The following is a 20,673-nucleotide window of genomic DNA, read 5'->3' on the forward strand; positions in this document are numbered from 1 at the left end:
TAGTTCCCTAGCCTCTCTTCTGCGTTGCACACAGGAAGGGTGGATTATGCGACTATCGAAGGCCAGAAAGGCACTTTACTATTCCGTAGCGAGCATCTGCGCGATGGGCGTGCTGGGGGGCGGCACGGCCAGCGCCCAGATGTTCAACGGCTGGGCCTATTCTGGCGGCATCACGCTGGTCACGGACTATCGCTTCCGCGGTATCTCCCAGTCGACCAATGACCCGGCGTTCCAGGGATCGCTGAGCGCCAGCAAGAACGGGCTGACCGTCTCGGTCTGGGGCTCCTCAGTCGAAGGATTCGCCGACACCGAGCTCGACTTCATTGTCGACTATGGGTTCAGCTATGGCGAGAACTCGATCAATGTCGGGGCCATCTACTATAGCTATCTGGGTGCGGATGATCTTGGCTACGCCGAGGCCTATGCCACCTGGAGCCGCAGCTTCGACGACTGGACGGTTGGGCTCGCCAACTACATCTCGCCAGACTTCTTTGGAATGTCGGGCGTCGCCACCTATTCCGAGGCCAATGCCTCCTACGCCTTCAGCGATGCGATCTCGGTGACGGGCCGTTATGGCTGGCAGTATGTCGAGGAAAGCTCCGTCTACGGCGTTCCTGACTATGGCTCATGGTCGCTCGGCGTCGCCTACACGCCCAACAAGTTCACCTTTGGTGTGACCTACGAGGACACGGACCTCTCCGACAGCGAGTGCGGCGACGCTTGCGACGGGATGGTCGTCCTCTCCCTGAGCTTCCCGCTCTAGGGACGCCTGGCTGGCAGGTCGCCGAGGGGGATCGGCGGCCTGCCAGCGCTTCGCTTCAGTTGACGAGGAACGTCGCTGCCAGCCCCAGGAAGGCAAAGAAGCCGACGACGTCCGTCACCGTGGTGACGAACACCGCAGAGCTGACGGCAGGGTCTTGCCCTGCCCTCTGAAGCCCAAGCGGGATCAGGATGCCCGCGAGCCCTGCGCAGAGCATGTTGATGATCATCGCAGCCGCCAGAACCGATCCGAGTGCTGTGGCCTCCGCCCTCGGCTGACCGACGAGACCTGCGTACCAAAGACCGGCCGCGACACCCATCAGCACCGCGAAGGCAGCGCCGTTGATGACGGAGACGGCCGTCTCCTTCCAAACAGCCCGAACCGCTGTGGCCCCGGTCAATGTCCGTGTGGAGAGGTTCCGCACCGCGACCGTCATCGTCTGCGTCCCGGCATTGCCGCCCATGCTGGCCACGATCGGCATGAGGATAGCGAGCGCCACCATCTGCTGGATCGTCGCGTCGAAGAGGCCAATGATGAAGCTCGCGAGGATCGCTGTGCCGAGGTTCACCAGCAGCCAGACGAAGCGGGACCGCGCGACCTTCCTGATCGGCATGTTGATCGCGTTGTCTTCCTCGATACCCGCAAGCGCGAGCATGTCCTCGTTGATCTCCTCTCGGACGATCTCGACGACATCGTCCACCGTGACCATGCCTACGAGACGCTTGGAATCATCGACGACGGGCGCTGAGATGAGGTTGTACTTCTCGAAGAGGTAGGCAACCTCTTCCTGGTCCATCTTCGCGTCGATGACGATCGGTTCGGGCGTGCAAAGCTCCTGAACGATCTGGTCACGCTTGGCCTTGATGAACTTGCTCAGTGGGACGAGACCGATGATCTTGTAGCCTGGGTCGACCACGTACACGTCGTAAAACGTCTCTGGAAGGCGCTCGACAGATCGCAGACGATCGAGGATCTGGCCAACAGTCCAGTAGCCGGGCGCCGCGAAGACGTCCCGCTGCATGATCCGGCCAGCGGTCTCGTCGTCATATTCAAGCGCAGCCTTGAGGGCGAGCCGATCGGCGATCGGCATCTCGGCCAGGACTTCCGCCCTGTCCTTCTCCCCCATGTCCTCGAGGACGAAGGCTGCCTCATCTGTGTCGAGCTCCGCGACGGCTTCGGCCAGTTGCTCGGTCGAGAGCGCGTCAATGACCGTGTCGCGCGCACCATCTTCCAGCTCAGCCAGCGCCTCCGCTGGAAGCTCGGCCCCCTCGATCTCGACCAGCTTGCGTGTGTCGTCCTCGCCAAGCTGCTCGATCAGGTCTGCGACGTCGGCGGGCTTGAGCTCGGCGACCTGCCGCCTGACCTCGTCATCGTCCCGTTCGTCGATCCGCTCACGGATCATCCGAACGAATTCGGATGTCAGGTTCCCTCTCTCGTCAAGCGGAGCATCCTGCTCCAGCTCTTCGGGCGGCAACTCGTTGGCGTGGGGCGGCTCAGGCGTCAGGGTTTCAGACACTCGTCAGGCAATCTCCGGTGATGAATTGTTGGGATGACCAGCCCATAGCATTTTAGCCGGTTTTCCACAATTCAGAATCTCAGTCGCCTCACGCTATCGTCAGTCACTGCTCAGTATACCGCTCGAAATGACGGCGAAGACCACGATCCAGATCGGCACCGCAATCATGGTGGTCAGCCTGACCTTGTACCAGATGGCAGGATCGATCGGCGCACCGCGGTCGGTCCCCTTCGCATGCTGGTCAGGTTCTTCCCAGACAGACTTGGGCCGTATCGGCAGGACCGCAAAGAGGACCAGCCACCAGATCATTACGAAGGATACGATGCTTCCGCCGACACCCATGATCAGACCCTCAGTATATGGACAGCTATCTCAGAGCGCTTGCCCCAGCGGGGTGTCAGCTCTGACCTGATGCCGCGACGCACCTGCATCTCGACGTCGCGGTCGCTCTGGCGCTTGGGCCGTGGCAGCGCATCCAGCGCCTCGTCCACGGCTTCTTCGATGAGGGACAGCAGTTCCTCGCCCTCATCGTCTTCCTGCGGAATACCTTTGGCGAAGATCGGAGCGCGGTCCTTGATCTTCCCGTCCTTGTTGATCGCGACGGACACGACAATCACGCCCTCTTCGGCGAGCCGCCTACGCTGGCGGAGCGCGGTGTCCCCCTCCGCGAGGAGGATCTTGCCGTCGAGGTAGAGCCGGCCTGACGGCACCTCATCGATCTTCTTCGCCTCACCGGGCGCGAGCCGGATCAGGTCGCCGTTCTGGGGGACGATGGCGCGATCCGCGCCAATGGTCGTCGCATAGGCGCCGTGCTCGGCCAGATGGCGGGGCTCTCCGTGGACGGGGATCGCGAGCTCGGGACGGACCATCTGGTACATGTCCTTGAGTTCGTCCCTGTTCGGATGGCCCGAGACGTGCACAAAAGCATCGCTCTCCGTGATCACCGTGACGCCCTGCTCGGTCAGCTGGTTCATCAGCTCAAAGATCGGACGCTCATTGCCTGGAATGATTTTGGAGCTGAAAATGACCGTGTCGCCCTCATTCAGGACAAGCTCAGGGTGCTCATCCCGAGCGATCCGGCCAAGGGCAGCCCGCTCCTCGCCCTGGCTGCCGGTGCAGAGGTAGAGGACCTTGTCGTTCGGCAGATAGCCCGCCTCATTCGGCTCAACGAAGCTGACGCCGTTTGGCAGTAGACCGACCTGACGCGCGACGTCCGTCATGCGCAGCATCGACCGCCCGAGGAGACAGACCGAACGGTCCGCCTTCACCGCAGCACGGCAGACCGAGACCAGCCGACTGACGTTCGATGCAAACGTCGTAACGGCTACGCGCTCTTTCTGCTCACTGATGAGTTGCACCAGAGCATCCGCGACATCGCTTTCAGAGCCCGACCGGCCTTCGGAGAAGACGTTGGTCGAGTCGCACATCATCGCGAGAACACCCTCTTCGCCCAGGGCCTTAAGCGTATCGTGATCGGTCTCTTCACCGAGCACTGGCCGCGGATCGATCTTGAAATCGCCTGTGTGCAGAACAAGACCCAGAGGTGTCCGGATCGCGACTGCGTTAGGCTCAGGGATCGAGTGGGTAAGAGTGATGTACTCAAGATCGAACGGTCCGAGCTGGAACCGCGCACCGAGGTCCATGACCTTGATCGGCGCATCATGCTCGCCCGTCTCCGCAAACTTGCGGCGCACGAGCTCCGCCGTGAACGGGGTTGCGTAGATCGGGCCTTCAAAGGCTGGCCAGAGATGCGCCACGGCACCGATATGATCTTCGTGGCCGTGGGTCAGGACGAGGCCAAGGAATTCCGCTCCCTGATCAATCTCATCGAGAAGATAGTCAATGTCCGGGGTGATGAGGTCGATGCCCGGCAGGTCGTCGCCGGCAAACGTCACGCCGCAATCGATCATGAACCACTTCCGCGCATGCGCAGGCCCGAACCCGTAAAGGTTCAGGTTCATCCCGATTTCGCCCGAGCCGCCGAGGGGCAGGAAGACAAAGTCGTCGCTCATGCCTCCTCCTCCAGCCGTCTGGCTATCTCTATCAGTCCACTGATGGTGAGATCGGGGTCGAAATGGTCGATGGCTTTGGTTGCTCCTTCGAAGAGAGAGGAAACGCCGCCGGTCGCGACGACCGTCATCGGCTTTCCGTATTCGGATTTGATACGCTCGATCATGCCTTCGATGAGGCTGATGTAGCCGTAGAATGTGCCAGACTGGAGAGCCTGCACCGTGGTCTTGCCAATGGCGCGATCGGGCTCTGCGATGGCGATGCGCGGCAGCTGGGCTGCGGCCTCGTGGAGGGCCTTCTGGCTGAGATAGATGCCGGGCGCGATCACGCCGCCTTCAAATGCGCCATCCTCGGCCACGATATCGAAGGTGGTCGCTGTTCCAGAGTCCACGATAATCAGTGGACCGCCATAGCTCACATAACCCGCCACGGCGCCAACAAGACGGTCAGCGCCCGCCTCGCTCGGCCGGTCGATCCGGACCTCGATGCCGGGAATATTGGCATCGACGACCATCGGCTCGACTCCGACATAGCGGCGGCTGAGGTTCCTAAGATGAAAAAGGCTCTGCGGCACCACCGTCGAGATGATGCAGCGCTTGATGGTCTTGAGGCCGCCATGGCCGGAGAGCGCAAGAAGCTGGGTCAGCCAGACGGCATACTCGTCCGCCGTGCGCTCAGGCATCGTTGCGGCGCGCCAGCTCTCCTTGGTTTCGCTGCCGTCGATCAGCGCGAAGACCGTGTTCGTGTTACCTACGTCGATAGCCAAAAGCATAGGGGCGCCTTCTGCACGAAAGGCCGGGCCACGTCACGTGCGCGCAGCGTCGCCTGCCGTGATTGTGCGCATGGTGCCGTCGGGCAGCCGCAGGCGGAGATGTCCATGGGGATCGAGGTCCTCGAAAACGCCCTCGAGCGGAACGCCGGAGGTCCGGATCGCCAGGGGTTCACCCAGCCGCCAGGCCTGCTTTTTCCAGGCCTCGAGGATAGCTGGCATGCCGTGGGCCTCAGCCTGCGAAATCCAGCGCGTCAGCGCCGTGCCGAGGGTGTCGCCGAAGGCGCTCGGATCAGGTGCGCCATCCGCGAAAACTGCAGCAGCTGGGAAGAGGGTCTGGTCTGGCGCTTCCCGCAGGTTGACGCCGATACCGACAATGAAGGCGCGGCGGCTCTGGTCCTCGACAAACTCGGAGAGCACCCCGGCGACCTTCTTCTCCGAGAGGAGGACGTCGTTGGGCCACTTCAGCTTCAACTCGGCGGGGTTCGCGCCGAAGGCGGACAGCGCATCCCTGATCGCTAGCCCTGCGATAAGCGATAAGGCCCCCGGCTCCGAAAGGAGCGCGCGGGTGGCCATGACGAGGAAACTGCCAGCGAAATTGCCCTGAAGCTGAGACCAAGCCCGGCCCTCACGGCCGCGGCCCTTGGTCTGCTCGGCAGCGCTGATCAGGAGCGGAAGCGCGTCGCCCGCTTCGAAAGCACGCCGCGCCTCGTCATTGGTCGAGGCGCAGCTTTCGAGGCGGAGATGCCTCACCCGGCCGAACTGACTGGGAAGAGCGCTTCTGCCGCCGTGCCAGCCGAAGAGGCGAGCGGGCCGATCAGGAAGACTAGGCCAATCGTCACGACGACGGCTGAACCGATAGCCGTCACACGGACGATCGTATCATGCTCGCGCACAAAGTCCGGCGCAGGCTCGGCGAACCAGATCGTTCTGATCACGGAGAGATAGTAGAAGGTCGCGATCACACTCGTCACCACACCGACGATAGCGAGGATGAAGAGCCCCTCCTCCACCGCCGCGGTGAAGACGAAGAACTTCGCAAAGAAGCCGATGAACGGAGGGATGCCCGCAAGCGACAGGAACAGGACCGTGAACGCAATTGCCAGGCCCGGACGGCTCTGGCTGAGGCCTGAAAGGTCCGAAATGTTCTCAGCCATGCCTTCAGGACGGCGCATCATCAGGATGCAGGCGAAGACGCCCAGAGTCATGATGAGATAGATCAGCATGTAGCTGACCATGCCGCTGATCCCCGTGGCGGTGCCTGCGGTGACGCCGATCAGTGCGTAGCCCATGTGACCGATCGAGGAGTAAGCCATCAGGCGCTTGATGTTCGTCTGGACGATGGCGCTCAGTGAACCGACAACCATCGACGCAGCTGCGATGAGCCAAAGGACCGGCTGCCACTGATCCGTCAGGCCCGGGAAGGCCTGAACCAGAACGCGGCCGAAGAGGAACATGCCTGCAAGCTTTGGCGCTGCGGCGAGGAAAGCAGTCACCGGGGTCGGCGAGCCTTCATAGACGTCCGGCGTCCACATGTGGAACGGCGCGGCGGATACCTTGAAGGCGAGTGCCGACACGAAGAACACGAGGCCGAAGGACAGGCCAACAGGGCTGTCGGTCGAGACGCTGGCTGCTGCAATGTCCGCGAACTGGGTCGAGCCTGTGAAGCCGTAGATCAGCGATGCACCGTAGAGCAGGAAGCCCGAGGACAATGCGCCGAGCACGAAGTATTTGAGGCCAGCTTCTGTCGACCGCTTCGAATCGCGGTTCAGGGTCGCCATGATGTAGACGCAGAGCGACTGCAGCTCGACGCCGAGATAGACCGAGATGAGGTCCGTGGCGGAAACCATCAGGCCCATGCCGATGGCGCTGAGCAGCACCAGGACGACATATTCAGGACGCAGAAGCTTCTCGAGCTTGAAGAACGCGTGGCTGATCAGGAGCGCCAAAGCAGCGGCGATGAACACTGCAATTCGGCCAAAGCGAGAGAAAGCGTCAGCGCGGAACGCATCGTTAAATGCGGAGGCCGGACCTTCCGTAGACGGCACGAGGAAGCACGCGACCAGCAGCGAGAGCGCACCAGCATAGGAGAGCATCCGCGTGTGATCGTTCTTGAGGAACACACCGATGATCAGGATCGCCATGGCGGCGAGCGACAGGAAAAGCTCCGGCAGGAGGAGCTGAACGTCGACGAAGGGCTGGATCATTCCTGGACCTCGTTTTCGGCCAGTTCGGTCTCAGCAGCCTTGCGCGCTTCCATGCGCTGGTGGGCTGCGAGGACTTCTTCACTGATAGGCGCGGTCGGAACCGCAAAGACGTCGAGGGTCGGCGTCGGACGGACACCGAGATAAAGGGTCATCACGCCGAGGACCGTGAGAAGCGCAAGCTCCCTGCGGTTGAGATCAGGCGTGGTCGCCTCGGCATCTTTCGGCTGGTCAAAGACCACTTCGCGGTAGAGCCTGAGGCCGTAGGCGGCCGACAGGATCATGCCGAGGGCGGCGAGCGCTGCCACCCAGGTGTTGATCTGGAAGGCGCCGATCATGGTCAGGATCTCGCCGATGAAGCCTGACAGGCCCGGAAGGCCGACATTCGCCATCGAGAAGAAGAGGAAGAAGAAGGCGAAGACCTTCATCGACTTCGCAAGACCGCCGAATGCCGAGATCGAACGGGTGTGACGCCGCTCATAGAGGACGCCGACGCAGAGGAAGAGCGCGCCCGAGATGAAGCCGTGGCTGAGCATCTGGAACATCGCGCCGTCGATGCCCTGCTGAGTGCCGGTGAAGAGGCCCATGGTCACAAAGCCCATGTGGGCCACGGACGAATAGGCGATCAGCTTCTTCATGTCCTCCTGCGCAAAGGCCACGAGCGAGGTGTAGACAATCGCGATGACGCTCAGCGCAAAGACGAGCCCGGAGAAGTAGACGCTGGCATCCGGGAACATCGGCAGGCTGAAGCGGATGAAGCCGTAGCCGCCCATCTTGAGGAGGATGGCCGCCAGAACGATCGAACCGCCGGTAGGCGCCTGAACGTGAGCGTCAGGCAGCCAGGTGTGGACCGGCCACATTGGCATCTTCACTGCGAAGCTGACGAAGAACGCAAGCCAGAGCCAGCGCTGAACACCCTCGGCAAAGTCCGTCTGCAGAAGGGTCGGTACGTCCGTCGTTCCCACCGTCAGGTAGATGTAGATCAGGGCGATCAGCATCAGGAGCGAGCCGAGGAGCGTGTAGAGGAAGAACTTGAACGCTGCGTAGACCCGGTTCGACACCGTGCGGCCGAAGATCTCGCGCGTGCCGGGGCTTCCCCAGATGCCGATAATCAGGAACATCGGGATCAGCGATGCTTCGAAATAGACGTAGAAGAGGACCAGATCGAGCGCCGTGAAGACGCCCATGATCGCGGTCTCGAGGACCAGGAAGGCGATCATGTAGTCGCTGACCCGCGTCTTGATCGAGCTCCAGCTCGCCAGGATACAGATCGGCATGATGAACGCCGTCAGGAACACGAAGAGGACGGATATTCCGTCTACGCCGAGCTTGTAGCCAATGCCTTCGCCAATCCAGTTCGCTTCCTCGACCAGCTGGAAGCCAGCTTGTGTCGTGTCGAACAGAACGAAGTAGACAAACGCCGTGAGAACAAAGCCTGCGACCGTGGTCAGGAGCGCCACGCGGCGCGCAGCCTGCGCAACGCTTTCATCTTCGCCACTCGTCGCCATGAAGCGGCGAAAGGCGATGAACGCTGCACCGATCAGAGGCAGGAAGGTGATCAGCGAGAGCCAGGGGATATCTGTGGTGCTTTCGGCCATGTCAGGAAACGATCAGCAGAAGGATGATGACGCCGAGGAGCATCACAAAGGCGTAGTGGAAGACGAAGCCTGACTGCAGACCGACCGTCCGCTGGGCTCCGAGGTTCATGAGACGGGCAAGGCCATTCGGGCCGCCGCCGTCGATCGTGTTCTCGTCACCGCGCTTCCACAAGAAGCGGCCAACGATGCGCGCAGGCTCCTGGAACAGGATCTGATAGAGCCGGTCGATGTACCATCGGTTGGCGAGGAACTCGTAGAACATACCGCCCGGTGCGATCATGCCTTTCCTCAGCGGGTCCTTGCCCGGCTGGAGGTACTGGAACCAGGCGAATAGAAGACCGATCAGGCCAGCTGCCATTGGCGCCACGAGGACCCAGGCAGGGAAATGGTGCCCGCCGCCATGGTTCTCCTCAGCGTAGGCGCTGCCCTCTTTGGCTTCGTCAGCTTGGGAAGCATCAGCATACCCAGCATCGCCGCCGTGGCTGTCATCCTTGGCATAGCTGTCGCCGCCGTGGCCATCCGAAGCGTAGTCGCTGGAGTGAGCCTTGGCTTCCATATGGATGGCGCCGTCCCAGAATTTCTCTGCGCCTTTGCCGACGAACGGTTTGTAGAAGAACATGCCTGCCACCACGGCACCGAGCGCCAGCGGAAGAAGCGGCATGAGCATCCAGTTCGGCACAGAGTGCGGGTGCTTGCGCACCTCGGCATCGGCCCGCCACTCACCGTTGAAGGTGAGGAAGATGAGGCGCCAGGAATAGAAGCCCGTCAGCATTGCTGCGAAGAGGCCGCCGTAGAACGCAGCGCCGGCGAAAGCCTTGCCGCTTTCCATCTCGGCGAACGCGGTCTCGAGGATCATGTCCTTCGAAACGAAGCCTGCGAAGCCGACCGGGAACGGCGAGAGATCGGGGTAGATGAACGGGATACCGATACCGGTGATCGCCAGCGTACCAAGGAGCATGGAGAGCCAGGTCAGCGGCATCTGGGTGCGGAGGCCGCCCATGTTGCGCATGTCCTGCTCATGGTGGCTGAAGTGGATGACCGCCCCTGCCCCCAAGAAGAGGAGCGCCTTGAAGGCCGCGTGGGTCGTCAGGTGGAACATGGCCGCGCCGTAGCCGCCGAGGCCTGCTGCGAAGAACATGTAGCCAAGCTGCGAAGCCGTCGAGTAGGCGATGACCCGCTTGATGTCGGTCTGAACAAGGCCAACCGTCGCCGCGAAGACTGAGGTGATCAGGCCGATGACCGTGATCATCGCCGAGGCAGCGGGTGCCGCTGCGTAGAGGTCAGACATGCGGCAGACGAGGAAGACGCCCGCGGTGACCATGGTCGCGGCGTGGATGAGAGCCGACACAGGTGTCGGGCCTTCCATCGCGTCCGGCAGCCAGGTGTGCAGGATGAACTGCGCCGACTTACCCATCGCGCCGATGAAGAGGAGGATGCCGATGATCTCGATGGCGCTCCAGGTGCGGTCGAGGAACTGGATCGAGAGATCCGACAGGTGCACCGCTTCGGTCATACCGAAGGGCTGGACGAACCCGTCGTTCCGGACCGCATCGAGGATCGGATCGAACTCCACCGAGCCGAAGACGAAGAAGCAGGCCATGATACCAAGGCCCAAGCCGACATCGCCGACGCGGTTGACGACGAACGCCTTGATCGACGCGTCGTTGGCAGACTTCTTGTGGTGCCAGAAGCCGATGAGCAGGTAGGACGCAACGCCCACGCCTTCCCAGCCGAAGAAGAGCTGGATCAGGTTATCCGCGGTCACCAGCGAAAGCATCGCGAAGGTGAAGAGCGAAAGGTAGGCGAAGAAGCGGGGCCGCGACGGGTCCTCTTCCATATACCCGATCGAGTAACAGTGCACGAGCGCGGAGACCGTCGTGATTACGATCATCATGGTCGCCGACAGTGCATCGACACGGACCGCCCAATTGGCCTGGAGGTCGCCCGAACGCAGCCATTCAAAGAGGACGATCGTCTTCTCGCCATCGCCGAAGCCAACCTGGAAGAAGGTGATCCACGCGAGGGCCGCTGCGAGCGCGACGAGGATCGTCGTCGTCAGCTCAGCTGCGCGAGCGCCCGACGCCTTGCCGATGGGCATGGCGAGGAGCGCGCCGAAGAGCGGGAGGAGAACAATGAATGCCTGCACGTTCTAGTTCCGCATCGTGTTGGCCGACGTCACGGCGATATCGCCGCGATTTCGGAAGAAAGTGACGAGAATGGCGAGGCCGATGGCGGCCTCTGCTGCCGCAACCGTCAGGACCATGAAGGCGAACACCTGACCGACGAGATCCTGCAGGAACATCGAGAAGGCGACGAAGTTGATATTCACCGCGAGGAGCATCAGCTCGATCGACATCAGGATGATGATGACGTTCTTCCGGTTGAGGAAAATGCCCGCGACGCCGATGGCGAAGAGGATGCCTGCGACCGTCAGATAGGCGGAAAGACTGGTAGCCATGGTTAGATCCCCCTGCCCGTCGGCACCGAGACGACTTCGACCGAGTCCTCGCGCTTACGCCCGACCTGCTCGCCAACGTCCTGGGTCTTGATGCCCCGGCGCTCCCTGAAAGTTAGGAGAATGGCGCCGATCATGGCGACGAGGAGGACAAGGCCAGCGATCTGGAAGAAGTGGACATATTCCGTGTAGAGAACCTGCCCGAGCTGCTCAGCATTGTTGAGCTGTTCTCCTGAGGTATCGCGCATCACCTCTGTTGGCTGCTGGCGTGCGGCGACCGCCTCGTCTGGGATCTGCCAGACTGCCACCATCATGCCGATCTGGACGACTAGGCCGACCGCCACGAGCGCACCCAGCGGGGCGTAGCGCATGTAGTCCGCGCGAAGCTCGGCAAAGTCGACGTCGAGCATCATCACGACGAAGAGGAAGAGGACCGCGACTGCGCCGACGTAAACGACGACCAGCAGGAACGCGAGATATTCAGCCCCCAACAGGACGAAGAGCCCGGCCGTCGAAATGAAGGCGAGGATCAGCATGAGGACTGAGTGAACGGGGTTTCTCGCCAGAATCACACCGAGGCCGCTGACCACGGTGAAAAGAGCGAAGACTGTGAATGCTACGTCGGCAAAGCCCATAGGAACCATGAGTTCGGGAGGACCCGGAAGGAGACCGGATCGCTTCCCTCTGAAAGCTTCGCGGCGCGCTAGCGCAATCGGTCAGGGTAGGAAAGCCCTGCCGGAAGAAACCCTTTCCACCGGCAGGACAAAAAATGACGCGGCGAGTGCCAGAACCGGGATATCTCGCGGTTCCAGCTGCCTGCTGATCAGCCTTCAGCGGCTTCGTCGCCGCCGGGCTGGGCCAGCATGTCTTCAGCGATCAGGCCAGCATTCTGGCGGATCTTCGCTTCGATATCGTCAGCAATTTCAGGGTGGTCCTTGAGGAACTGCTTCGCGTTCTCGCGGCCCTGACCGATGCGTTCGGAATTGTAGCTGTACCAGCTGCCGGATTTCTCGATCACATTGCCAAGGACGCCGAGGTCGATCAGCTCGCCTGTCTTCGAAATGCCCTCACCGAACATGATATCGAATTCGACCTGCTTGAACGGAGGCGCGACCTTGTTCTTCACGACCTTCACGCGGGTTTGGTTGCCCAGGAACTCGTCGCGTTGCTTGATCGAGCCGATACGGCGGATGTCGAGGCGCACGGAGCTGTAGAATTTCAGCGCATTGCCGCCGGTGGTCGTCTCGGGCGAGCCGAACATGACGCCGATCTTCATGCGGATCTGGTTGATGAAGATCACCAGGCAGTTCGACTTCGCGATCGAGCCTGTCAGCTTCCTGAGCGCTTGGCTCATCAGTCTCGCCTGAAGGCCCGGCAGCGAATCACCCATGTCGCCTTCGAGTTCGGCGCGGGGCGTCAGCGCCGCCACCGAATCGATCACGAGGACATCGACCGCGCCGGAGCGCACAAGCGTGTCCGCAATCTCGAGGGACTGCTCACCCGTATCGGGCTGTGAAATCAGAAGCTGATCGAGATCGACGCCAAGCTTCTTGGCGTAGGCCGGGTCCAGCGCGTGTTCCGCGTCGATGAACGCCGCGGTGCCGCCAGCTTTCTGCGTCTCGGCCACCACGTGGAGCGTCAGGGTCGTCTTACCCGAGCTCTCAGGGCCGTAGATCTCGACGATCCGGCCTTTGGGCAGGCCGCCAATCCCGAGGGCGATGTCGAGCCCGAGGGAGCCGGTCGAGACCGATTCGATCGCCACCACCTGCTCTTTCGCGCCGAGCCGCATCACCGAGCCCTTGCCGAAAGCCTTGTCGATCTGCGACAGCGCCGCATCGAGAGCTTTTGCCTTGTCCATTCCGCCGTCCACTACTCTGAGGTTCTTGGTCATCTTCTGGGCAATCCTCTCTTCGGTGCCAACTCCCCGGGAGCTGCTTCTTCCGGTTGACGAGGACAGCCGTACACGTTTTGTTCTCACCCGCAAGGGTGTTCTGCAGTTTTTCTTTTCGGGAGAGTCGTCATGGGTTTGAACACACCGAATGAGATCGAGGCCGATCTTCAGGTGGGACCGACCGACACAGGGATGGTCCGGATCTACCTGACCGGGCCTGAGGTCGATCTCCCGCTCGATTTCGACCCTGAGGATGCCGAAGCGATCGCTGAAGAGCTCCGGGCCGCGGCGGCCAAGGCGCGGGAGATCAAGTGATGAAGTGGCTCCTTGGTATCCTCGTAGGCCTCGCCGCGCTCATCGGCGTCGCGATTTTCGCTCTCCCCATGCTGATCAGCACCGAGACACTGGTCAGTGAGGCTGAGAAGCAGGCTTCGACCGCGCTTGGCCGCGATGTGACCATTGGGTCGATCGGCGGCGTCAGCATTCTTCCTCCGCGGCTCTCGATCAACGATCTGACGGTCGGAAGCGGTGACGGGTTCGAGGCGGAAAACCTCGTCACGGTGTCGGAAGCCAGCCTCGCGGTGAGGCTGATGCCGCTCTTCTCGCAGCGGGTGGAGATCGAGACCTTCATTCTGCGCGAGCCGCAGATCTTCCTCGAGACGAGAGCGGACGGCACGAACAACTACACCTTCGAAGGAGCTCCCGCAGAGGAGACCCGCGAAACAGAAGGCCCAAGCGAAGCATCAGCTCCAGCGACTGGCCGCATCGTCGTGGAGAATGGCGCCCTCTCCTGGGTTGCACCTGACCAGAGCTATAGCGCCGAGGATGTCGACCTCACTCTTGTGCTTCCGCCGCTCGGCGAGCCGCTCACTCTTGATGGGTCGATGAGGCTTGAAGAACTCCCCGCGCGGGTGGGCCTCGAGGTGGCGGAGCCCTGGGCGATGACCGCGAACCAGGCGTCGGACCTGAGCTTCGACGTGGACCTCGCGGGCAATAAGGTCGGCGGGAGCTTCAACGCGCTGGCCGAGCCCCTGCGGATTGAGGGACCCCTCTCCGTCAAGCTGCCTCAGCTAGCGGCTCTGACCCCGCTCTTGGGCGCCGAGCTCGTTGAAGCCGCTGCGCCGTTTGGCGTGATCGAGGTCTCGGGGCAGGCCAAGGCCACAGCGGACACCGTTCAATTCGCCGGTGCCCGCTTCGCCACCGCCCTCGCCTCGGGCTCAGGCGACTTCAGTGCAGCTCTCGCAGGCGAGAGGCCGAAGCTCACCGGCAGCGTTGCGGCAGGACGGGTCGATCTCCGGCCGTTCTTCCCAGAAGCGATGCAGGAAGAGGAGAGCCCGACTGCGGGCGAAGGCTTCCCCGCATGGTCGGAAGAGCCGATGGACTTCTCAGGTCTCAAGGCCGCCGACGCAGATGTCAGCATGACGGCGGGGGAGATCGTCCTGCCGACCTACTCGATCACCGGCATCGCTGCGAAGGCGCGCCTTCAAGGCGGCAGGGCGAACATGTCGCTGGACCGAGGGCGAGCTTTTGGCGGAGATGCTTCAGGAAACCTCTCGCTGGACGCCCGACAGGCGACGCCAACGGTGGGCGCGGTGATGGAGTTCGCCAGCGTGAACTTCGGTGAAGCAGCCCCTGCCCTCCTCGGCACCAAGCGCCTCTTCGGCAAAGGGACGATCGGCTTTGACGTCTCCACACGGGGTCAGAGCCAAAAAGCCTTCATCGATGCGCTCACCGGAAGCGCGACGGCGGACATCGAGAACGGCCTGGTCGACGGGATCGATCTATCGGCCCTTGCGACAACCGGCATTGCGTTGATTGAGGAGCTCCAGTCCGACCGGGGCAAGCTGCCCGCAGTGACGTCGAGCTTCAACAGCCTGCGGACGAATGTCGTGGGCGCCGATTCGAAGACCAACTTCGATGTCGCGGACTTCGATTTGGCGATCGAGAACGGCGCTGTCAGCATTGGCGAAGCCAAGCTCCTGACCGACACGGTGCGCACGACGGTCAGGGGCAATGTCAGCTTGCCTGCCCAGGGCCTCGACCTCCGGATCCTCCTCGCGGCGAAGGCGCCTGAAGCGACCGGCTTCCGGGAGTTCCGCCTGCCTGTTTCCGTTGGCGGGACGTTCAGCAAACCGACCTTCGGTATCGATACGAAACCGCTGGCGTCTGAGATCGCGCGCGGTGCGGCGAGCGATGCCCTCGGCAGAGCCGGTATCGACGTTAGCGATGACGAGAAGATCGAGGACGCGATCAAGGACAAGGCGCGCGACGAGCTCCGCGGCTTCCTTGGAAATCTGGGCCGCAAGAAGAAGGATGAGCCGAAGGACGACGAGGCAGCAGACGAGCCTGCAGACGCAGAGACCACCGATGAAGAACCCGAAGCTCCGCAGCGCTAGCGGCATCAGACGAGGAACGCCACATGCCTGAAATCACGCTTCTTTACGCCGGTCTCCTTGGCCTCCTGATGGTAGTGCTGGCTCTTCGGGTCCCGATGAGGCGGCGCGCGCTCGGTGTTTCACTTGGTGATGGCGGCGACGAGGATCTCCTTGCGAGAGTTCGTGTCTTCGGTAATTTCACCGAGTATGTGCCGATGGTCCTGATCCTCATGGCTCTGGTCGAGCTTGGTGGCGGGGCAGGATTGTTTGTGCACGTTGTAGGGGTAGCGCTTCTCGTTGCGCGTCTCTCTCACGCTGCCTCACTCACGGCAGGAGCCATGACCCCGCAGCAGCGCATGGGGCGGATGATTGGCACAGCGTTGACGATGCTGGCTCTCCTGATCTCGTCAGCTTACGCTGTTTTTCTCGGCATCGCCTGACAAAAAAAGCCCCGCCGAAGCGGGGCTTTTCTCATCCCTGCACCGATGAAACTACGCTGCGGTGGGCAGCGTGTAGTCCTTGAAGTGCTCCCGCAGCTTGGTCTTCAGGACCTTGCCTGTTGCGCCGAGCGGGATCTCGTCGACGACCTGAACATCGTCCACAGCGCTGATCTTCGGCAGCTGCTTGTTCACGAATTCCTGGACTTCCTTGAAGTCAGCCTCCTGCCCCGGCTTGAGCTGGATCACGAGAAGCGGACGCTCGTCCCACTTGGGGTGGTGCATCCCGAGGGCTGCGGCCTGCATCACGGCCGGGTGGTTGAGGGCAGCGTTCTCGATATCGATCGAGCTGATCCACTCACCGCCGGACTTGATGACGTCCTTGGCGCGGTCGGTGATCTGCATGACACCGTCCGGATGGATGACCGCGACGTCGCCGGTGTCGAACCAACCGTCCTTGGTCAGAGCATTTTCCTCGAAGCCATAATAAGTGTCGATGATCCACGGGCCGCGAACCTGGAGATGGCCTTCAGCCTCGCCGTCATGAGCGAGCTTGGTGCCTTCCTTGTCGACGATGCGCATGTCGACAAAGGGCACGGCCGGGCCCTGCTTGATCTGGCGCTTCACGCGCTCTTCGATCGGCAGGTCGTAGAAGCCTTCAGGCTCAACATTGATCGTGCCGAGGGGCGACATTTCGGTCATGCCCCAGCCCTGACGGCACTTCACGCCATACTTGTCGTAGCCGCGGATCAGCTGCTCGGACAGCGCCGAGCCGCCGATGAGGGAGTATTTCAGCTTGCCGAAGTCGAGATTGTTGCCTTCGACGTGAGCAAGAAGGCCCTGCCAGACGGTCGGCACGCCAAGGGCATAGGTCACCTCTTCCTTGACGATCAGCTCGTGCAGGCTCGGACCGTCAAGACCCGGGCCAGGCATCACGAGCTTCATGCCGAGGAGAAGCGCCGTATAAGGAACGCCCCATGCATTGACGTGGAACATCGGAACCACGGGCAGGCAGACATCGCCCTGCTCACAGCCCAGCGAATTCGGCAGCGCACTGACGATACACTGAAGGACCAGCGAGCGGTGCGAATAGAGAACGCCCTTAGGTTTGCCCGTCGTGCCTGAGGTATAGCACATGGCGCAGGCAGTGTTCTCATCGAACGTTGGCCAGTCATACTCCTCGGCCTTGCCAGCGATCAGGGCTTCGTAGCTCTGGGTCTCGATTGGAACTTCCGTGACCTGACCTTCGGGGCACATTTCGACATAGTGCTCAACCGACTTGAGGTGCGGCGCGAGGCCAGCAGCAAGCGGGGCGAAGGTCGCGTCGTAGAAGACAGCCTTGTCGCCTGCGTGGGCCATGACGTACCCGGCATTTTCAGGGCCGAGACGCGGGTTGATCGTGTGACAGACGGCACCGATGCCTGCGAGCGCGTAATAGAGCTCGAGCTGGCGGTGAGTGTTCCAGCCGATGACGCCGACACGGTCGCCCATGCCGATGCCCATATCCGTCAGCGCGTGAGCGAGCTGGGCGATCCGCTTGCCGGCATCCGCGAACGTGTAGCGGTGCATGCCGCCTTCCACGAGGCGGGTGACGATCTCCTGATCGGCTGAGTTCCTGAGAGCGTGACGCAGAATATCGGTCAGCAGGAGCGGTGCCTGCTGCATCTGTCCGAGCATATGTTCCTCCGGTCGGGGTTGGTCCGAGCTTTTCCCAGATCACTAGGCCAGCGTGCACCGCACACGCAAGCACGGGCGGCTGCGGGTTCCCGCGAGCCGCCCGTGCCCGATTGACGCCTTTGGGGCCCGGCGTCAGTCCTTGCGAAGCTCTTTCAGCGCGAAGTTTCGCTCAGCCGGCGATGCCTTGGCGCGGAGAAGGAAGCTGCGAAGCTCGCTGGAGCTAATGTTTTCAGCGCCCTCGGGGATGCAGACCGCGCGGACCTTGTCGCCCGAGTGATCGACCTTGGCGGAGAGAATGCGGATGTCGTCGCTCTCCTCACGATGGTCTTCGCATTCCTCGGCAAGGTCACCGACGGTCTCGCCGATCTCGCCCATCTTCTCGCCCCAGGCTTCCATCTTCTCGCCGAAGACTTCCATCCTGGCCTCGAACTTCTCCATGGCCGCTTCGAACTCGGACATGTCAGGCTCGTCGGGGATCAGGATCCAGGTGCCTTCGTCGGTCTTCTTCTCCTTGATCTCCGGCGCCTTGATCTCGACGTGCGGAGGCTCAGGCGGCTGGACGTTCGGCATCTCGAGGTCAGCGAACGGGTCCGACATGAGGATCAGGTGACGGTCGTCGACCTTCCGGGATGTCCAGCGCGAGCCGACCTTCTCCTTGTCGCCGCGATGGACATAAAACGCGCCTTCATTGTCAGCCTTCGGATAGAAGACGCTGCGCTTGCCATCGAGGTCGATCGTGACGTTCTTGCCGTCCGAGTCTTCGAAATCGAAGACCACGTCACCGTTGCCGACCGTCTTGGCGTTCGCGAAGGCGAAGCGCTGACCTTTGAGAGCCTCAACCTTGCGGATCTCGACTTTCTTGCCGTTCGTATCGAGGTCGAAGCGGAACGTGTTTTCGTCATTGTGGTCAATCTGAACGTCGAGCTCGATGCCGTGCTTCTTCGCGAAGCGCTTCATCTCCTTCTCGTTCATCAGCTTGCCGTTCTCGTCGATCATCAACTCAAAGGCAGCGTCGCCTTCGTCGAGGACAACGATCTGACGGGTCTCGCTCTTCAGGTTGCCGTCGATCTTGCGGAGGAGCTTGCTCTCTTTACGGAGCTTTTCTGCCTTGGCGTGCTCTTCCTTCTGTTTGGCGAAGAGTTCTTTCTGGCGCAGGCGCATTTCGGCCTGCTTCTCGTGGCGCGATGCGCGTTCGACAGCCCGTTCGGCTTCACGGCGGCGGAGCTCTGCAACCCGCTCCACAGCGGCGCGGTCACGTTCCCGGGCCGCTTCAGTGCGCTTGAATTCCGATGACTTGCCTTCGGCAGGGAACTTCATCTCCCGGGTCGGCTTGCCGGATTTCTCGACGAAGGCCTTCCACTGAGCATCGCCATCACCGCCTGCTTCGAGGCTTTCGAGGAAGCGGGCCCAATCGGCGTCAGCATCCTCTGCAGACGATGCTTTCTTCTTGCCGCCTGAACGCTCCTCGACCTTTTCGTCTTCGCTGTCCTGGTACTCGACCACCGTGGTGGTGCCTGCGGTGAAGCCGGCAACGGCGATCGCGGAGACGCCAGCTGCGAGGATGAAGGCATAGCGCTTCATGGCGGAGGATACGGGGATCTGCATACGGATGATTCGTTCTTTGAGGCTGTGGTCCAGCGTCATTGCCGGGACCGGGCGCCCGTTGCTGGCAGCCTTCAGGAGAAGGGCAGCATAGTCCTTGGTGTTCACGCCGAGGTCACGGACAGCCTCGTCGCAAGCCGCTTCCTGGTCGGCGCGCAGTGCTTTGCGAGCATGCCGTGAGAGCGGGTTGAACCACTGAAGGGCAAAGGCAGCTTCAGAAGCCATCAGTACGCTGAGGTCACCGCGCTTGAGGTGGGTGAGCTCGTGGAGGAGAGCCATCTCCTGCTCGCTCGCCGTGTAGCGCTCGGTGAAGTCGGTCGGCAGGGCGAGGATCGGCTTGCCGAGGCCCATGATCTGGGGCTGGGCAGCAGCGCCAGAGACAACCAGCGTGAAGGGCTTGGACGTCCCTGCCCGCTCGGCCATCCGGCCTGCGAGGTCCGAGAGATCAGCGGGCACGTCCTTCGCCTCGGCGAGGAGCGTGCGGCGCCACCGGGCTCCGCGCATGGCGCAGAGGCCGAGCGCGGTCAGCACACCGACGAACCAGAGGCTCATGACCAGCGCAGCGACCATGTCTTCGGTGACGAAGCTCTGGATCAGGGGCCAGATCGCAGCGGAGGCGCTTTCGACCGGAGCCGATTCGACCGTCTCTGCCGGGCCGTAGGTGTAGACCGCCTCCCTGACCACTGGCTCAGCGGTGATGGCAGGCTGAGCCAGCGGTTCCGGGGCAGGCTGAATGGCCCAGTTTCCAGAGGCGACGGAAACGGGACCCTCCTCAGCAGGAGCCGCTAAAGGTGTATCGACGGAGACAGTCTCCTTGCGCGTCAGGACCGGCGCCACGAGGCGCAGGGCCGGAAGCGCCCAGAGAAGGATCGCAGCGCGCGAGCCGAACCGGGCTGTTACCGGGCCCCTCAGGGCCAGGACGAGGATGATCAGGAAACTGACCCAGAGGGTGGTCTCCAGACCGTGGATGAGCGTTTCGCTAGCGGTCATCTTTCAGCCTCCGAACAAGTGATTCGAGTTCTTCGATGTCGTCGTCGCTGAGGTCCCGCGCATCGGCGAGGTGAGCGACCAGCGGAGCGGCCTTGCCGCCGAAGAGCGTATCCGCGAGGCGGCCGACCATCGACTTGCGGTGCTCCGCGCGCTCGATCAGCGGATGGTAGAGATAGCGGCGACCCTCGGGTTCAGCGCGAAGGGCGCCCTTCTCGACGAGGCGTGCCAGAAGGGTCTTCACGGTCTTGTCCGACCAGTCATGACCCTCGATCCGGCCAGCAATCTCGGCGGCGCCAAGTCCGGGAGCGGACCAGACGATCTCCATAACCGAGAGCTCGGCATCACTGATGCGCATGGCGTTCTTCTCCCATGGCCGCGAAGGGCCTTTG

Annotated in this window: 18 protein-coding genes; 4 read left to right on the top strand and 14 right to left on the bottom strand. The window is 62.1% G+C overall.

The features are described from left to right. The first annotated feature begins 46 nt into the window (after positions 1 to 46). Positions 47 to 763, top strand: a complete 717-nt coding sequence (locus HK107_RS02780; protein WP_173196586.1) for a TorF family putative porin — start codon at positions 47 to 49, stop codon at positions 761 to 763. A gap of 55 nt (positions 764 to 818) precedes the next feature. Here the strand turns inward: HK107_RS02780 and mgtE are convergent, their stop codons facing one another. From mgtE to recA, 11 genes are all read right to left on the bottom strand, one after another. Further along, positions 819 to 2,276, bottom strand: a complete 1,458-nt coding sequence (gene mgtE / locus HK107_RS02785; RefSeq protein ID WP_332871476.1) for a magnesium transporter — start codon at positions 2,274 to 2,276, stop codon at positions 819 to 821. 99 nt (positions 2,277 to 2,375) lie between these two features. Then, positions 2,376 to 2,618, bottom strand: coding sequence for a DUF1467 family protein (locus HK107_RS02790; protein WP_173196588.1), 243 nt, complete (start codon positions 2,616 to 2,618; stop codon positions 2,376 to 2,378). A gap of 2 nt (positions 2,619 to 2,620) precedes the next feature. Then, positions 2,621 to 4,288: a ribonuclease J gene (locus tag HK107_RS02795; protein ID WP_173196590.1), complete on the bottom strand. Its 1,668-nt coding sequence runs from the start codon at positions 4,286 to 4,288 to the stop codon at positions 2,621 to 2,623. Further along, positions 4,285 to 5,058: a type III pantothenate kinase gene (locus HK107_RS02800; protein WP_173196592.1), complete on the bottom strand. Its 774-nt coding sequence runs from the start codon at positions 5,056 to 5,058 to the stop codon at positions 4,285 to 4,287. Before HK107_RS02800 ends, HK107_RS02795 begins: the two co-directional genes overlap by 4 nt. 33 nt (positions 5,059 to 5,091) lie before the next feature. Further along, a complete protein-coding gene (locus tag HK107_RS02805; RefSeq protein ID WP_173196594.1) occupies positions 5,092 to 5,808 on the bottom strand; it encodes a biotin--[acetyl-CoA-carboxylase] ligase in 717 nt (238 codons plus the stop codon). Further along, complete coding sequence (gene nuoN / locus HK107_RS02810; protein ID WP_173196596.1) at positions 5,805 to 7,262, bottom strand: NADH-quinone oxidoreductase subunit NuoN; 1,458 nt, start codon at positions 7,260 to 7,262, stop codon at positions 5,805 to 5,807. The genes HK107_RS02805 and nuoN overlap by 4 nt, the downstream gene beginning before the upstream one ends. Next, on the bottom strand, positions 7,259 to 8,857 hold the full coding sequence (locus HK107_RS02815; protein WP_173196598.1) for an NADH-quinone oxidoreductase subunit M: 1,599 nt from the start codon (positions 8,855 to 8,857) through the stop codon (positions 7,259 to 7,261). The genes nuoN and HK107_RS02815 overlap by 4 nt, the downstream gene beginning before the upstream one ends. A gap of 1 nt (position 8,858) precedes the next feature. After that, positions 8,859 to 11,003 carry an NADH-quinone oxidoreductase subunit L gene (gene nuoL, locus HK107_RS02820; protein ID WP_173196600.1) on the bottom strand — a complete coding sequence of 715 codons (2,145 nt, stop codon included), beginning with the start codon at positions 11,001 to 11,003 and terminating at the stop codon, positions 8,859 to 8,861. Between the two features lie 3 nt (positions 11,004 to 11,006). Then, positions 11,007 to 11,315, bottom strand: coding sequence for an NADH-quinone oxidoreductase subunit NuoK (gene nuoK, locus HK107_RS02825; protein WP_173196602.1), 309 nt, complete (start codon positions 11,313 to 11,315; stop codon positions 11,007 to 11,009). A 2-nt stretch (positions 11,316 to 11,317) separates the two neighbouring features. Beyond that, entirely contained in the window at positions 11,318 to 11,947 is a 630-nt protein-coding gene (locus HK107_RS02830; protein ID WP_173196604.1) for an NADH-quinone oxidoreductase subunit J, read from the bottom strand. Between the two features lie 188 nt (positions 11,948 to 12,135). Then, positions 12,136 to 13,203 carry a recombinase RecA gene (recA, locus tag HK107_RS02835; protein WP_173196606.1) on the bottom strand — a complete coding sequence of 356 codons (1,068 nt, stop codon included), beginning with the start codon at positions 13,201 to 13,203 and terminating at the stop codon, positions 12,136 to 12,138. A 129-nt stretch (positions 13,204 to 13,332) separates the two neighbouring features. Between recA and HK107_RS02840 the strand changes: the two genes are divergently transcribed. The 3 genes from HK107_RS02840 to HK107_RS02850 are packed head-to-tail and all read left to right on the top strand — an operon-like array spanning position 13,333 to position 16,018. After that, positions 13,333 to 13,518 (top strand): DUF6324 family protein, encoded by a 186-nt coding sequence (locus HK107_RS02840; RefSeq protein WP_173196607.1) that lies wholly within the window; start codon positions 13,333 to 13,335, stop codon positions 13,516 to 13,518. Continuing rightward, positions 13,518 to 15,599, top strand: coding sequence for an AsmA family protein (locus tag HK107_RS02845; protein ID WP_173196608.1), 2,082 nt, complete (start codon positions 13,518 to 13,520; stop codon positions 15,597 to 15,599). The genes HK107_RS02840 and HK107_RS02845 overlap by 1 nt, the downstream gene beginning before the upstream one ends. A 23-nt stretch (positions 15,600 to 15,622) precedes the next feature. Further along, positions 15,623 to 16,018 (top strand): MAPEG family protein, encoded by a 396-nt coding sequence (locus tag HK107_RS02850; protein WP_173196609.1) that lies wholly within the window; start codon positions 15,623 to 15,625, stop codon positions 16,016 to 16,018. Between the two features lie 51 nt (positions 16,019 to 16,069). On the opposite strand, the gene HK107_RS02855 is transcribed toward HK107_RS02850, so the two are convergent. The 3 genes from HK107_RS02855 to HK107_RS02865 form a co-directional block, all read right to left on the bottom strand. Further along, positions 16,070 to 17,692, bottom strand: coding sequence for a long-chain-fatty-acid--CoA ligase (locus tag HK107_RS02855; RefSeq protein ID WP_173196610.1), 1,623 nt, complete (start codon positions 17,690 to 17,692; stop codon positions 16,070 to 16,072). Between the two features lie 132 nt (positions 17,693 to 17,824). Then, entirely contained in the window at positions 17,825 to 20,284 is a 2,460-nt protein-coding gene (locus HK107_RS02860) for a M56 family metallopeptidase (protein ID WP_173196611.1), read from the bottom strand. Further along, entirely contained in the window at positions 20,274 to 20,639 is a 366-nt protein-coding gene (locus HK107_RS02865; protein WP_173196612.1) for a BlaI/MecI/CopY family transcriptional regulator, read from the bottom strand. The genes HK107_RS02860 and HK107_RS02865 overlap by 11 nt, the downstream gene beginning before the upstream one ends. Positions 20,640 to 20,673 lie beyond the last annotated feature (34 nt).

The organism is Parvularcula mediterranea (genome assembly GCF_013085255.1).
In the GTDB taxonomy this organism is placed as follows: domain Bacteria; phylum Pseudomonadota; class Alphaproteobacteria; order Caulobacterales; family Parvularculaceae; genus Parvularcula; species Parvularcula mediterranea.